Origin of the sequence: Serratia sp. Je.1.23.a, from assembly GCF_051129805.1 — a bacterium.
Lineage (GTDB): Bacteria > Pseudomonadota > Gammaproteobacteria > Enterobacterales > Enterobacteriaceae > Serratia > Serratia liquefaciens.
In genome coordinates this window covers 299039-312971 of sequence record NZ_JBCPSR010000003.1, presented here as the reverse complement: position 1 = coordinate 312971, position 13933 = coordinate 299039, and the positions used below count along the sequence as shown (strand labels likewise).

General features: G+C 55.5%; 14 protein-coding genes. 6 read left to right on the top strand and 8 right to left on the bottom strand.

Annotation, left to right across the window (positions count from 1 at the left end):
* Positions 1 to 123: 123 nt before the first annotated feature.
* A complete protein-coding gene (gene glk, locus AAZT04_RS13720) occupies positions 124 to 1089 on the top strand; it encodes a glucokinase (protein WP_122080658.1) in 966 nt (321 codons plus the stop codon).
* 66 nt (positions 1090 to 1155) lie between these two features.
* On the opposite strand, the gene AAZT04_RS13715 is transcribed toward glk, so the two are convergent.
* Positions 1156 to 2382, bottom strand: coding sequence for an L-lactate MFS transporter (locus AAZT04_RS13715; RefSeq protein WP_020827949.1), 1227 nt, complete (start codon positions 2380 to 2382; stop codon positions 1156 to 1158).
* A 397-nt stretch (positions 2383 to 2779) separates the two neighbouring features.
* Between AAZT04_RS13715 and AAZT04_RS13710 the strand changes: the two genes are divergently transcribed.
* Positions 2780 to 3106 (top strand): DUF2502 domain-containing protein, encoded by a 327-nt coding sequence (locus AAZT04_RS13710; RefSeq protein WP_115058377.1) that lies wholly within the window; start codon positions 2780 to 2782, stop codon positions 3104 to 3106.
* Between the two features lie 10 nt (positions 3107 to 3116).
* Here AAZT04_RS13710 and AAZT04_RS13705 read toward each other — a convergent pair whose 3' ends face one another.
* The 3 genes from AAZT04_RS13705 to AAZT04_RS13695 form a co-directional block, all read right to left on the bottom strand.
* Positions 3117 to 3851: a LytR/AlgR family response regulator transcription factor gene (locus tag AAZT04_RS13705; RefSeq protein WP_020827947.1), complete on the bottom strand. Its 735-nt coding sequence runs from the start codon at positions 3849 to 3851 to the stop codon at positions 3117 to 3119.
* The gene (locus AAZT04_RS13700) at positions 3848 to 5539 is read right to left on the bottom strand and encodes a sensor histidine kinase (RefSeq protein WP_041415550.1); all 1692 of its coding nucleotides are present in this window, start codon (positions 5537 to 5539) and stop codon (positions 3848 to 3850) included. The genes AAZT04_RS13705 and AAZT04_RS13700 overlap by 4 nt, the downstream gene beginning before the upstream one ends.
* A gap of 108 nt (positions 5540 to 5647) precedes the next feature.
* Positions 5648 to 6892 (bottom strand): DUF1479 domain-containing protein, encoded by a 1245-nt coding sequence (locus tag AAZT04_RS13695; protein WP_046373009.1) that lies wholly within the window; start codon positions 6890 to 6892, stop codon positions 5648 to 5650.
* Between the two features lie 169 nt (positions 6893 to 7061).
* Between AAZT04_RS13695 and AAZT04_RS13690 the strand changes: the two genes are divergently transcribed.
* From AAZT04_RS13690 to AAZT04_RS13680, 3 genes are all read left to right on the top strand, one after another.
* Positions 7062 to 7601, top strand: coding sequence for a GNAT family N-acetyltransferase (locus tag AAZT04_RS13690; protein ID WP_046373010.1), 540 nt, complete (start codon positions 7062 to 7064; stop codon positions 7599 to 7601).
* Between the two features lie 121 nt (positions 7602 to 7722).
* Positions 7723 to 8961: an alanine transaminase gene (alaC, locus tag AAZT04_RS13685; protein ID WP_115058380.1), complete on the top strand. Its 1239-nt coding sequence runs from the start codon at positions 7723 to 7725 to the stop codon at positions 8959 to 8961.
* Positions 8962 to 9071: 110 nt separating this feature from the next.
* On the top strand, positions 9072 to 9596 hold the full coding sequence (locus AAZT04_RS13680) for a cytochrome b (RefSeq protein WP_020827942.1): 525 nt from the start codon (positions 9072 to 9074) through the stop codon (positions 9594 to 9596).
* A 67-nt stretch (positions 9597 to 9663) separates the two neighbouring features.
* Here AAZT04_RS13680 and ypdK read toward each other — a convergent pair whose 3' ends face one another.
* From ypdK to AAZT04_RS13665, 3 genes are all read right to left on the bottom strand, one after another.
* Positions 9664 to 9738, bottom strand: coding sequence for a membrane protein YpdK (ypdK, locus tag AAZT04_RS13675; RefSeq protein WP_104410986.1), 75 nt, complete (start codon positions 9736 to 9738; stop codon positions 9664 to 9666).
* A 558-nt stretch (positions 9739 to 10296) separates the two neighbouring features.
* Positions 10297 to 10737 carry a transcriptional regulator gene (locus AAZT04_RS13670; protein ID WP_020827940.1) on the bottom strand — a complete coding sequence of 147 codons (441 nt, stop codon included), beginning with the start codon at positions 10735 to 10737 and terminating at the stop codon, positions 10297 to 10299.
* Positions 10738 to 10811: 74 nt separating this feature from the next.
* Positions 10812 to 11252: a hypothetical protein gene (locus AAZT04_RS13665; RefSeq protein ID WP_234529615.1), complete on the bottom strand. Its 441-nt coding sequence runs from the start codon at positions 11250 to 11252 to the stop codon at positions 10812 to 10814.
* A gap of 293 nt (positions 11253 to 11545) precedes the next feature.
* Here AAZT04_RS13665 and mltB point away from each other — a divergent pair, with 293 nt between their 5' ends.
* Positions 11546 to 12631: a lytic murein transglycosylase B gene (mltB, locus tag AAZT04_RS13660; RefSeq protein WP_234529616.1), complete on the top strand. Its 1086-nt coding sequence runs from the start codon at positions 11546 to 11548 to the stop codon at positions 12629 to 12631.
* 56 nt (positions 12632 to 12687) lie between these two features.
* On the opposite strand, the gene AAZT04_RS13655 is transcribed toward mltB, so the two are convergent.
* A complete protein-coding gene (locus AAZT04_RS13655) occupies positions 12688 to 13839 on the bottom strand; it encodes a porin (protein ID WP_020827937.1) in 1152 nt (383 codons plus the stop codon).
* Positions 13840 to 13933: the final 94 nt, after the last annotated feature.

Sequence of the window (13933 nt, the reverse complement as noted above, 5' to 3'; positions counted from 1 at the left end):
CTGAAACGTTTTTTGTGATCTGGATCGCTAATGGACGGCAGCGCGGAGGATGGTGATTGTTGTTTTTGCGGCGGGATTTTACAGTGTGGGCAGCTTTCTATTATTCATTTTGCGGAGAAGATACTGATGACCTATGCCCTCGTAGGTGATGTAGGCGGCACCAATGCCCGCCTGGCGTTGTGCACTGTGGCGACGGGTGAAATTACCCAGGCGAAAACCTATTCCGGCCTGGAGTTTGACAGTCTGGAGGCGGTGATCCGCCAATATTTGCAAGAGCATGATATTCAGGTGCAGGACGCCTGTATCGCGATTGCCTGCCCGGTCACCGAAGACTGGGTTGCCATGACCAATCACACCTGGGCGTTTTCGATTAAAGAGATGAAGGCCAACCTGGGGCTGAGCCATCTGGAAGTGATCAACGACTTCACCGCCGTGTCGATGGCGATCCCGATGCTGTCAGAAGACGACGTGTTGCAGTTCGGCGGCGGTAACGCGCAAAAAGACAAACCCATTGCGGTATACGGTGCCGGGACTGGCCTAGGGGTGGCGCATCTGGTGCACGTTAACCGCCGCTGGGTGAGCCTGCCGGGCGAGGGCGGTCACGTGGACTTTGCGCCGAACAGCGAAGAAGAGGACATCATTCTGGAGGTGTTGCGCGCCGAAGTGGGTCATGTCTCCGCCGAACGCGTCCTGTCCGGTCCGGGCCTGGTCAATCTTTACCGCGCTATCGTCAAGTCGGATAACCGGCTGCCGGAAAAGCTGGAGCCGAAGGACATTACCGAGCGCGCATTGGCCGACAGCTGCATCGATTGCCGCCGTGCCCTGTCGCTGTTTTGCGTAATTTTGGGCCGTTTCGGCGGCAATCTGGCGTTGAACCTGGGGACCTTTGGCGGCGTTTACATCGCCGGGGGTATTGTGCCGCGCTTTATGGAATTCTTTAAAGCTTCCGGTTTCCGTGCGGCGTTCGAGGATAAGGGGCGTTTCAAAGATTATGTACGTGAGATCCCGGTATTCATGATCACCCATGGCCAACCGGGCTTGCTGGGTGCCGGTGCCCACCTGCGCCAGACGCTGGGGATGCATCTGTAACCTGACGCAGCGATAAAAAAAGGGGCGCAACCCAGTGGGGTGCGCCCCTTTTTGTCGTCTAAGCTATCAGGCTTTAGCCAGATGCGCCGGCTCGAATGTTTCTTCTTCCTGCGCTACCGCTTTCGGTGCCTTGATGAACAAGGTGATAATCAGCGAAGCGATGGACAGCACGCCAATCACCATAAAGGTCGCGTGGAAGCCGCCGAAGTATTTGGCGACAAATGAACCCGCCAGCGCGCCCAAACCGAAGCCTTGATAGATGATGCCGTAGTTTTTGCTGTGGTTTTTCAGGCCGAAGAAGTCACCGACAATCGCTGGGAACACGGTGATGTTGCCCCCGAAGCAGAAGGCGACTGCGCCGACGCAGATAAAGAACAGTGTGTGATTCAGGGTGAGGAAGCTCAGCGCCACAATCGCCAGCACGGTAACCAGCATGGTGAAGCTGATGACGCGCATACGGCCCACTTTGTCAGACAGCGTGCCCAGAATGATGCGGCCTGCGGTGTTGAAGATAGCGACGGCGGACACGGTGTTGGCGGCGGTCGCCAGGTCCATTCCGGCCAGTTGCACGCCCATGTCTTTGACGATACCGATCAGGTAGAGACCACTCATGCAGGCAGCGAAGAAAATCATGAACAGCAGGTAGGCTTCTTTGGTCGCCAGCATCTGGCGTACGCTGAAGTCGTTGCCCAGGTTACCCGCGCTCTGCTGTGCGGATTTGCTTGCCAATACGGGTTCTTTCAGCAGCAGGGAGCCCAGAACAATCAGCGCCATAACAATGGCACCCCAGTAGAAGAAGGCACTGGAGACGCCCACGTCGGCAATCAGCGCGGCGTTGACGTATTTGAACAACAGGCTGCCGCTACCAAAAGCCCCCACAGAGATACCCGAGATCAAGCCTTTGTTGGCCGGGAACCATTTGATCAGGTTGGACAGGGTAGAGATATAGGCGATACCTACCGCGAAACCGACCACCACGCCGGCCAGCAGGTAAATCATGTCCAGCGAGCTGACGTAGGCGCTGGCAATCAGCCCAAGACCTACCAGGATACCGGAGAACAGCGTCAGGTTACGGATGCCGAAGCGTTCCTGCAGTTTGCCGGCAAACAGGGTGGCGAAGGCCAGGAAGAAGCTGGTGATGGAGAAGGTGGTGGCGACGTCACCGAGGCCCCAGTGGAACTTGTCGACCAGCGGCTGGTTGAACAGGCTCCAGGTATAGATAGTGCCGAGACCCATCTGGCAGATGATGGTGCCCAGAACGATTAAGCTGCGATTTACCGGTTTAGTGTTCATGGCCGGTCTCCTTCCTGTGTGTGTATTGCCGGGCGGTCAGCCGTTGGCGAGAATTTGCGGTAGCGTCTGTAGCCCCGCGGTATGGGCATATTATATGGCTGGTAGTACCACTCGGCGGCGGATCGGGAATGAGTTGCACAAGGGAAGGAATGAAATGCATCTGGCAGCGCATGAGTTGCCGTTTTAGGGGGTAAAAGGGGATGAAATGCAGCTGATGCCACGTGATCTACATCAAGAATATCAGCGATTTATTGTAAATCATCGGTGCAAGATTGTGGGTAAATTGTGAAGGATGTGTGCGAAAGGCGTAAATGGGCACTGTTCCTATAGAGCGGCGGCGGGCACAGGCCTATGTTAGCGGTGAACGGACGGGTTCCGCTTTGCAGGAGTCGTTAAGATGAAAAAAACAGTGTTGTTACTGGCCGCACTGCTGTCGCTGCCGTTAGTGAGCCATGCGGACGTGTCCATCGGTGTGAATGTGCCGGGGCTTTCGTTGCATATCGGCGATCGCGATAATCGCGGTCACTATTGGGACGGCGGTCGCTGGCGCGATCCACGTTGGTGGGCTGAACATCGTGGCTATGAACGTCCGCGTGGCTATTACTATGGCCCACCACCGCGGGTGATCTATTACGGTCCGCCACGGCGCGAATGGCGCGATCGCCCGCATTACCGCATGCCGCCTCCGCCAGGTTATTACTACGGGCCGGGGCCACGCTGGTAGCCGCTGGCGATTACAGGCGCATCAGCTTGCGAAACTCTTTGACCTTGCTGCGGCTGACCGGCACTTCAAAATCGAGGTCGCTCAGCCGCAGAATATAGGTGTTATTGAACCAAGGGACGATCTCGCGAATTTTTGACAGGTTGACGCAGTAGGAACGGTGGCAGCGGAAGAAATGCTCCTCGGGCAGGCGACCGTAAAATTCGGTGATGTTCATCGGCATCACAAACTCTTCGCGCCGGGTGTAAACCCGCGTCACTTTCTCATCGGCGGCGGCATAGTAAATGTCGTTGATGTCGGTAACGATAATCCGCTCGTCTTTGATCAGGTTAATGCTGTGGCTGCTGCGGTTCGGTGCGCTGGCCTGTTCCGGCAGGTTGGCCGGGCGGTTATGCAGCGCCTCCAGCTTTTGCAGCATGGTGACGATGCGTGCCTCGTGATAGGGCTTGAGGATGTAGTCAAACGCTTCGATTTCGAACGCTTCCACCGCATGTTCTTTATAGGCGGTGATAAACACTATTGAAGGCCGGTGCGCAAATTTGCTGATGTTTTGCGCCAGCAGTACGCCGTCCAATGACGGAATATTGATGTCGAGGAAAATGGCGTCTACCTGATGGTTTTGCAGGTATTTCAGCACGTCCAGCCCGTCATCGAAGGTGGCTTCGATGACGATATTGCTGTGTTTCTTGATCAGATAACTGAGCTCCTCCTGAGCGAGAAACTCGTCTTCGACAATGATGGCTTTCATGATGGCTCTCCGGCTGGCAGCGCGCTGTTATCCACCGGCAGTTTGCCGCCGTTTTTGCTGATGTAAAAGGCAATCTCGGTGCCGGGTTCCAGACGACGAATTCGTAACCCTTCGCCGTACAGCAGGGAGACGCGATGATGCACGTTCAGCAGGCCGATATTGTGCCCAGGCATCTCATTGCGGGCGACGCGTTCGATGACCTGCGGGTCGATACCGTGACCGGTATCTTTGACCGAAATCCTGACTCGATCGCCCTGATCTTTCACCGCAATCACCACTACCCCTTTGCCCTTGCATGGTTGAATGCCGTGCACAATGGCGTTCTCGACCAGCGGCTGGATCAGCAGGCTGGGAATACGCACCGAGATGTCGTCATCGATATCATAGATCACCGTCAGCTTGGCGCCGAAACGCGCCTGTTCGATGGCGATGTAATCCTGAATTTGATGCAGTTCCTTGCGGATGTCGATCAACTCGTCGTTCAGCTCCAAATTATAACGCAGGTAGCGCGACAGGTTGATAATCAGCTGACGAGCGGTGTCCGGATTGATGCGGATCGAGGACGAAATGGCGTTCAGGGCGTTGAACAGGAAATGGGGATTAATCTTGCTCTGCAGGGCGCGCATTTCCGCCTTGTCCGCCATTTGACGCAGATGCTCAATACGCGAGACCTCCATTTGGGTGGAGATGATCTGCGACAGACCGACCGCCATCACCTTCAGCGTATTGGTGATCTGGTGGGCGTGGCAGTAGTAAATTTTCAGCGCGCCGGTCACTTCTCCCTTTTCCCACAGTGGGATCACCAACTGCGAGTGGATCTGCGGCGTGGCCGGGTTTTCCAGGTTATTTTTGATGATGATCTTGCCGTGCCGGATGCTTTCGCGGGTGACGCGACTCAGCCCTTCACGCCCAATGGGGTATGCCTCCTCGCCCACGCCGACATAGGCCAGCACCTGGTGGGTATCCGTGATGGCTACCGCATCGGCCTGAATGTCATGGCGAATGATGTCGCAAATGGTGGCCAGCGTTTCGCTGTTGATATTACGGAAATAGGGCAGCGTTTTGCGGGCAATATCCAGCGCCAGCTTGGCTTGCCGCGCGGCAATCACTTCTTTTTCGTCTTCCACGCTCTGCACCAGCAGCACGATCAGGCCGATGCACACCGTGCCGAGGATCATCGGCAGGGCGATTTTGGAGACAATATCCAGCCCCAGCTCGGTCGGCTTGGCCCACAGCACAATCAACAGCATGGTCAGGCATTCGCACAGCATGCCGCCGACGATCCCGGCGCGCCAACGCTGCTCTTTCTTCACCTTCAGGTTGATATAGCCGGCGCTGATACCGGCAATGATGCTGGTGATCAGACAGGGAACCGAGGTGATACCGTCGATATCAATCAGGTAACGGTGTACCCCGGCGATAATCCCCGTGACTATCCCTACCCAGGGGCCGAACAGGATGCCGCCGGCCATGATGGCGATCACCCGCACGTTGACCAGCGAGCCTTCCACGTTGACGCCTGAATAGGTGCTGAACAGCGCAAACAGCGAGAAAATGGCGGTGACCATGCCCAGTTCAAGCGGCGTATGGTCCTCTTTTTGCAGCAACTGGCGGAACAACCGGGTGCGGGTGAGGAAAAACAGGCAGATCAGCATCAGCGCTGCGCGATCGAATACCGCTAACAGCATTTCAAAAAAAGGGTGCACGACGGGCTCTCGCTGCGGCGGAAAGATAGGGCGGAGTATATCACAGCGGGTTGGCCCCGTGGCGGCCGGCGGCGCACCACGGGGACGCGGTTATTTGATGCCTAACTGTTCTTTGCCGAGTGGGGTCAGCAGGTCGACCGTGGCGCGCCCGTCGAAATCCACCTCGAAATCATCGGGGGCGAAGTCAGGCGGTGTTTTACCGCTCATAAAACTGGGTAGTTGGCGTTGCAGGTAAGCGTCGTTCTTCTCGCAGCCTGGTGCGGCGGCGATGTACATCACGTTGCTGTCGAACTCGCCGTTATGCTCGTTTTCCACCGCATGGATCACGTCGCAGTGCCAGAACACCGTGTCGCCCGGTTCCAAATCGGGAATAGGGGAAATCCCACTTAATAAAAGGGGATGCCATTTTTCGGAGATCGACAGCGCTCGGCCTGGTGCGGCATCGCACAGATCGTCATCCGCGACGTCATCCTGCAGCGCACGCAGCAACACGTAGGCCATGGCGTTGGCAATCGGCACCAGGTTCAGCGTGCCGGCGTGGGTGCGCTGCGGCGTTAATGCTGTCCAGCCCTGGAAGGTGCGGAACATCGAACACACCGCCGGTGACGCGATTTCACGAACTTCGGTGCGACCATCGGCGGCAAAGGGATCGTAAGCCTGCCAGTTGCCTGAGAACACGTGACGATAGACGTAACGGAAATTCTCATCCAGCCAGCGTTCGATGGTGCCGCTGTCGACGTGCGGCGACAGGCCGAGCGAAGAGGAGTTTGGCGGACGGCGGCGGGTGCGATCGGCATAGGTGGTAACGCGCGTCGGGTCAAAGTGCTGTTTGCCGTTACTCTCGGTTTCCCACAGGCTGTTGAGGAACACCTGCACAGCGTGCATGCGCGCGTCCTGACGTGCTTCCACCTGCGGTTTTGACCAGTAAATACCGTAGATTTGCGGTTTGCTGGCGGCCAGTTTACCGAAGTAGTTATCTTCGGCAGCGCCTTTCAGGCGTTCAACGAAGTTGTTGCGCTCAAGGTAGTTGCCAACTTCCCGGTTCCAGGCTTCGGCTTTATCGCGAGGAAACACGCCGCGGATGGCGCAGGCACCACGCTGTTTGATCAAGGCTTTTTGCTGCTCGCTGACGCGTTGCTGCAGAATATCTTCGGCATCGATTTGCGGCACCGGGTTCTGACCGGCGGCCAGTTCCTGGCGAATTTGTTCAACCTGCTGGCGGATGTTGTCTTCCAGCGCCAGAAAGGTTTCGCGGTAATTTGGCAAAGCCTGTCGCAATTGCCGTTTAACGGCGGTAATGGCGCTGGGAATATCGTCAATCAGTAAGGAAGCCATGGTGTTCTCCTCGCGCTGCCGCTGGGCAACGACGGACGGTTGTAGGGGACCGGGTAAGGCGTTATGGTTTTGTTGTTTTGACGTTAATGATTATCTGAATTTAATAGAGGAAAATAAAGGGATATCTTTCATTCGTAACTTCCTCATTTTCGTTTTTCGGAGATTTTAGATGAAACTGGTCACTGAACGTTTGACCCTGCAGTCGATAACGGCCAACGATTGGCCGCTGTTTCTGCGCTTGTATCAGGATCCCGAGGTGATTCGTTATATCGCCGATCCGCTCAGTGAAGCAGAAATTCGCACGCGCTTTGAAGCCAGACTCCCTGTCTGGGACAAATATGGGGAGCAGTGGTTGTGCCTGGTAATGCGAGAAAAGGCCAGTGGAGAAGTGGTAGGGATGACCGGTTTTCGTCCGCAGTGGTTACCTTACCAACAGGCGGAAGTGGGCTATGGCAGTTTGCCGTCCGGGCAGGGCAAGGGCTACGGCAAGGAGTCGCTGCGGGCGGTGCTGGATTTCGGTTTTAACGCCTGCGATTTTCATAAGCTGACGGCCACCGTGACCGAAGGTAATATCGCCTCGCGCCGACTGCTGGAGTCATGCGGTTTCTTGCTGGAGGGGACGTTGCGCGATAACTACCGGCTGGCGGGACAATGGCGCGATGACTGGCAGTTCGGGCTGTTGGCGAGCGAGTTCAGGGCCGGTAAATAAAAATATTGCGCGAGGTATCGACAAGCCTGCCGGGGCTGAGATATGTTCAATATCCGGTCAATCGACAGATTGGCCAGCGTCGCTCGGATGGTCCGGGCGCTAACGTCACTTTGAGGTCCCTATGGCTGATAATAGTCCGCAACGCCGTTTTACGCGTATTGAACGTCTTCCCCCTTACGTATTCAACATCACCGCCGAACTCAAGATGGCTGCACGCCGTCGCGGCGAGGATATTATCGATTTCAGCATGGGCAACCCCGACGGGCCGACGCCGCCGCACATTGTGGAAAAACTCTGCACCGTTGCGCAGCGTGACGACACCCACGGCTATTCCACCTCGCGCGGTATCCCGCGTTTGCGCCGTGCGATTTCACGCTGGTATGCCGACCGCTACCAGGTGGAGATCGATCCCGAAACTGAAGCCATTGTCACCATTGGTTCGAAAGAAGGCCTGGCGCACCTGATGCTGGCGACGCTCGATCATGGCGATACCGTGCTGGTGCCGAACCCGAGTTACCCGATCCATATTTACGGTGCGGTAATCGCCGGCGCGCAGGTGCGTTCTGTGCCGCTGGTGGACGGCGTGGATTTCTTTGGTGAGCTGGAGCGCGCCATTCGTGAAACCATTCCGCGTCCGAAAATGATGATCCTCGGCTTCCCGTCGAACCCCACCGCCCAGTGCGTTGAGCTGGACTTCTTCGAACGCGTGGTGGCGCTGGCCAAGCAATACGACGTGCTGGTGATCCACGATCTGGCTTACGCCGACATCGTTTATGACGGCTGGAAAGCGCCGTCGATCATGCAGGTGCCGGGTGCCAAAGATATCGCGGTAGAATTTTTCACCCTGTCGAAAAGCTACAACATGGCGGGTTGGCGGATCGGCTTTATGGTCGGCAACCCGGAGCTGGTCAACGCACTGTCACGCATCAAGAGCTATCACGACTATGGGACGTTCACCCCGCTGCAGGTCGCCGCGATTGCTGCGCTGGAAGGCGACCAACAATGCGTGCTGGATATTGCAGAACAGTATCGCCAGCGCCGTAACGTGCTGGTCAAAGGGCTGCATGAGGCGGGCTGGATGGTGGAAAATCCGAAAGCTTCCATGTACGTTTGGGCCAAAATCCCCGAGCCTTATGCGCATCTCGGTTCGCTTGAGTTTGCCAAACGCCTGTTGGCGGAGGCCAAGGTCTGCGTATCGCCAGGCATCGGCTTTGGCGATTATGGCGACACCCACGTGCGTTTTGCATTGATTGAAAATCAGGATCGTATCCGCCAGGCGGTTCGCGGTATCAAAGCAATGTTCCGTGCTGACGGGCTGATCAAGCTGGCCAAGAGCAGCACCCCGGCCGCGACCAAGTAATGCCTTCAGGCCGGTGCATTCGCGCCGGCTTTTTTCTTCCCGCTAAGGTTTTCTTCATTATTTACCCACTATGATCCAATAAGATTTTCTTTATTTATTTGGAAGCCTGTATGGGTAATCGTTACGCAAAATCGCAAATTGTTTTGCACTGGCTGACGCTGCTGATGGTGATCCTCACCTACGCGGCGATGCTGCTGAAGAACTCGGTACCGGATGATCTGGCGTCGCTGGTAAAAAATCTGCATTTTAACTTTGGCCTGGCGGTCTTTTTGCTGATGTTCATCCGGTTGGGATTACGTCGGCGTTATGCTACGCCGGCAACCACACCGCCGCTGGAAGAGTGGCAGGAATGGGGCGCAAAAATCTTTCATGCGTTGCTCTATCTGCTGTTTCTAACGTTGCCGGTGTTGGGCGTACTGACGCTGGCTTACGGGGGAAAGGAGTGGGTTTTGCTGGGCTGGCAGGTCCCGCAGTTTGTTACGCCAGATCCGTGGTTGCGCCGGATAATCAAAAGTACGCATGAGACCCTGGCCAATACCGGTTACTTTATTATTGGCGCGCATGCGTTGGCGGCGCTGTACCACCACTATCTGCGTAAGGACGATACCTTGCGCCGCATGATGCCGGGGAAATAGCCGGGGAGCAGAAACAACAAAGGGGCGCTGGTGCGCCCCTTTATCTAAATTCCCGGTCATGCCTTGGTTATGCAACCATCAGCATAAAGGTGCCAATCCATGTCACCAACATGAATGAAACGCCCATAACAAAATATTTCACTGAACAACTCCCGTTTGGAGTCCCTCGCAAGCCAATGATCCCGATTGTTGTGCTGAGTATTTTGTGGGTAGTCCAGGGCAAATAGGCGGATCCTTCAAAAGGAAGAACAACGTCCTCGGCCACGGATTACCCGGTCGTCGCGCTTCATAGTCCTTGAGGTAAAACATGAACCACGACAGGATCGGCGCTAATGTACTCCCATTGCCAGCCTGATTACAATACTGTGTTTTTGATCACATTTTTTGGCGATTTCTTAACCAGCGCTGACTGTTTTTAAACGATTTTTATTTACCTTTTTTATCAGGCAAAAGAGGATTAGCCCGCTGACGCGGGCCTTATAATTATGCTTGCTGTGATGTTATGAAAAGGGATCAGGCGACGGCGTTGGCGCCGGTCAGCAGGATGACCCAGAAGACAAGGCACGACAGCAGAATAACGGTCCAGATATTGCGGCGACTCCACTCCATTTTTAGCCTTCACTTTTTGCTTTTGGTGATTCGGTAACGAACACATCGGCGAAAAGTGAAGAATATTTAGCCCCCGACAAAAATATTTTTCTTAACCCCGGCGCACTTCTGCTACCGAGGTCTGGACTTCATAGCCCAACAGGTAAAGCGCCTGTTCCAGCGCTTCCACCTTTGAGGCATAGGCCACATCCAGCAGGCGATCCATCTGGCCGGCGTTAAAGCCCAGTTTGCGCGCCAGATCGGCTTTGGAGGTGGCACCGGCCAGCATAATGTTATGCAGTTCGAGTTTTAGCTTCACCAACACCGGCAGGTGGATAGCCAATTCATCCGGCAGAGCAGGGGAAGGGGCAGGCACCGTACGGCCTTCTTCCATTTCCATGGCGATGGCAAGCAGCAGGCTTTCCTGCGCCTCCAGCTCGATATCTTCACGTTTATAGCAGGCGGCCTGCTGTTCAGGAAAATCGCGAAAGTGAATCTGCCAGGCGTCGCTTTCGTTATCGAAGGCGTAATGGGCGGGGTAGTGGCAAGACATGGCATTTCCTGTTTGGGCCGGGAGAGATGTGGCATTGTGACCGTTTGCCCCGCAGATAGCCAGCGGCGGCGCGCCTAACCGGCCTTACGTGCCAGGAACCCTGAGGGCAGCAGCAGTGCGCACAGCATCCCTAACAGGCTTATCAGGATCAGCCAGCGTTCGACAGGGCCGGGATGGTAGTTATTCACCACGCTAAGTCCATACAGCATCAGGGCAAGCGGCCAACCGAGCGTGCCGATGTCGTTGAACCGAAAGGCGGTTCGGGCGACAAACCACAGGGTTAACCCTATCCAGCCCAGCGACCACAGCATTATGCACAGCAGGTAGACGAACACCGCAAAAAACTCGCCGATGTCGCTGTGTGCGTAGACACGAAACCGATTTTCATCCAGATAGGGCGACAGATAGGACAACAAGATCAGGCCAGCGGCGAAAATAAGCATGGAGAAAAGGTAGGCGCGGCGGGGAATACATTTTTTAAAGGTGTTTTTAGCGATCTGTCCGAGAGAATCCAAAATTACACTCCGTTGTATCAGTCATTGCCGACGGGAAGAGCCGCTAAAAAAGCAGCGTAGGGAAGCTTTGCGTCGCGTCAAAATGAGAGTTTATCTCATTTAATCAAGGTTTAGGTTTTTGTCTGTATCGCGGGCTTACCCTAAGTGGTGCTTTGTTTCTGTGCTTTGCATCACATTTCGAAAATACTTCGACTTGTTGCTCTGTGATGAGCGACATAATCCAGTTTGTTCGCACCCGACAATGGATTAACATAACCCACACTTATCACTGGCCTGGTTTATATGGATATCCGATGCGTCATTTAGTTGTTCTTCTCCCTCTGCTTACCTTACTCACTGCCTGTAGCAGCGGGCCGAAGTCGACCCCGTCCGTGCCTCAGGACAACGCCGTAAAAGGAGGATTCCTGTTGACGCCGGCGCATTCCGGTCAGCCGTTGGGCGGCGATTTCGCCAATAACCCGAACACCGCCCGCTTTATCGATAAAATGGTGCGGGAGCACGGTTTCGATCGCCAGCAACTGCATGACGTATTGGCGCAGGCCCGTCGGCTGGATTCCGTGCTGCGGCTGATGGATCGCCAAGCGCCGACGCCAAGCACCCAGGGACCGACCGGGCCAAACGGCTCCTGGTTGCGTTATCGTAATAAATTCATCACCCCGGACAACGTGCAAAACGGCGTGCAGTTCTGGAATCAGTACCAGGACGCGTTGCAGCGTGCCTATCAGGTTTACGGCGTGCCGCCGGAGATCATTGTCGGCATTATCGGCGTTGAAACCCGTTGGGGCCGCGTGATGGGTAAAACCCGCATTATCGATGCGCTGGCGACGCTGGCCTTCGACTATCCGCGCCGCGCCGACTACTTTGCCGGCGAGTTGGAAACCTTCTTGCTGATGTCGCGCACCGAAGGGGATGACCCGCTGGAGCTGCGAGGTTCATTCGCCGGGGCAATGGGTTACGGTCAGTTTATGCCGTCTTCATTCAAGAGCTATGCGGTTGACTTCAACGGTGACGGCCACATCAACCTGTGGGATCCGGTGGATGCCATCGGCAGCGTTGCCAACTACTTTAAAGCACACGGTTGGGCCAAGGGTGAACCCGTGGCAGTACAGGCAAATGGCCAAGCGCCAGGGTTGGAAAATGGGTTTAAAACCCGCTATTCCGTCGCCAGTCTGGCGGAGGCCGGGTTGAGCCCGCAGGGATCGCTGGGCGACAATCAGGAAGCCAGCCTGCTGCGTCTGGATGTTGGCACCGGTTATCAGTATTGGTACGGTCTGCCAAACTTCTACACCATCACTCGCTACAACCACAGCACCCATTATGCGATGGCGGTTTGGCAGTTGGGTGAAGCGGTGGGCCGGTCGGCACGCGGCGGATTCTGATGCCGGATAAGCAATGAAAAAGGCCGCTTAAGCGGCCTTTTTTACGTCGGTGACAATCAGAAATCGTAGCGCAAACGCACCAGAGTCATGTCGCCGAGGTTATCGGTGCTGGACGTCAGTACGTGTTCCACGTCCACACGGAAACCGTAATCAAACTGTACCGTCACGCCAAGACCGTTATCGATACGCTGATAGTTGCGGCCGGTTACGTACTCAAGGCGGTCACCCATAAAGTACGGCATCACGGATTTCACCGCATATTGGCCTACCGGCACAGTATACCCCGCCAGATATTCAATCCCCCAGGCATCGCCAGCGAAGTAGTCGTTAACGTTGGCTTTTTTGGTGGTCAGGAAGTTGTTGTACCAACCGCCGCCGAAGGTCAGGGTCCAGTTGTCCGGCTTCCAGCTGATCGCCGTACCGACAATATTCTGATCGTAATTTTTCGAGCCGCTGGTGGAAGGATTGCGCATCTCGGCGCGGGTATAGTTCCACGCGGTACCCCAGGTCAGGTCCGGTGTCAGATGGTAGTCCACGCCCAGTGAGCCGCCGCCCTGGCGTTTATAGCGCAGACCGTTGCCCGGCAGGTATTCGCCATCGCTGAACAGGTAAGAGGCATAAACATCCGCATCGCCGAAGCTGTTTTTGTACTTCAGCATCTTGCGTGAACGGTAGGAACCGTCGTAATCGCCGTTGATGCCGTTGCCTGGCGCCTGAGCCAACATGTCATAGTCCCAGATATCGGTTTTGGCACCGACCACGTCATAGTAAATGCTGTTTTGCTGGCCGAAGGTCAGTTGTCCCCAGGTTTTGCTTTTCAGGCCGGTGTAGAGCATACGGCGACTGGTGTCATTGGCGCCGTCGGCGTAGTGGTTATCCCAGTTGAACAGCGCAGGAATATTGACACCCAGCTCGTAATAGCTGATCCAGCTAATATCGTCGAACAGGTAGTAATCGGCGGCAAAACGGAAGCGGGTGCCGCCGTCGAAACCGTTACGTTTGTAAGAGCCCTTATCGCCATCGCCGGTCATATTGTTGAACTGCGGGCGGATGCTGCCGCCAACGGTAAAGTTAAGACGACTCAACGGATCGCCGGCCTGTGGGTCCTGCTTCAACAATGTGATCTCAGCCTGGGCAGCGAAAGAAGCACTGCCAACAACCAGTCCCAGAGCTATAGCCTGAGTTAATGTGCGCAATTTGTATGTCATTTTTTATCCCTGTGTATAGATTGCCAACCTCTCCGAAACCCTCTGGCATCAGTGAGTTGCCCAGGCTTTTTTCTGAGCGTTTTCATTGTTTTTT

Coding starts and splice junctions, on each gene's coding strand:
- AAZT04_RS13715 (WP_020827949.1), bottom strand. CDS start 2,382: ATGAACACTAAACCGGTAAATCGCAGCTTAATCGTTCTGGGCACCATC.
- AAZT04_RS13710 (WP_115058377.1), top strand. CDS start 2,780: ATGAAAAAAACAGTGTTGTTACTGGCCGCACTGCTGTCGCTGCCGTTA.
- AAZT04_RS13705 (WP_020827947.1), bottom strand. CDS start 3,851: ATGAAAGCCATCATTGTCGAAGACGAGTTTCTCGCTCAGGAGGAGCTC.
- AAZT04_RS13700 (WP_041415550.1), bottom strand. CDS start 5,539: ATGCTGTTAGCGGTATTCGATCGCGCAGCGCTGATGCTGATCTGCCTG.
- AAZT04_RS13695 (WP_046373009.1), bottom strand. CDS start 6,892: ATGGCTTCCTTACTGATTGACGATATTCCCAGCGCCATTACCGCCGTT.
- AAZT04_RS13690 (WP_046373010.1), top strand. CDS start 7,062: ATGAAACTGGTCACTGAACGTTTGACCCTGCAGTCGATAACGGCCAAC.
- alaC (WP_115058380.1), top strand. CDS start 7,723: ATGGCTGATAATAGTCCGCAACGCCGTTTTACGCGTATTGAACGTCTT.
- AAZT04_RS13680 (WP_020827942.1), top strand. CDS start 9,072: ATGGGTAATCGTTACGCAAAATCGCAAATTGTTTTGCACTGGCTGACG.
- AAZT04_RS13670 (WP_020827940.1), bottom strand. CDS start 10,737: ATGTCTTGCCACTACCCCGCCCATTACGCCTTCGATAACGAAAGCGAC.
- mltB (WP_234529616.1), top strand. CDS start 11,546: ATGCGTCATTTAGTTGTTCTTCTCCCTCTGCTTACCTTACTCACTGCC.
- AAZT04_RS13655 (WP_020827937.1), bottom strand. CDS start 13,839: ATGACATACAAATTGCGCACATTAACTCAGGCTATAGCTCTGGGACTG.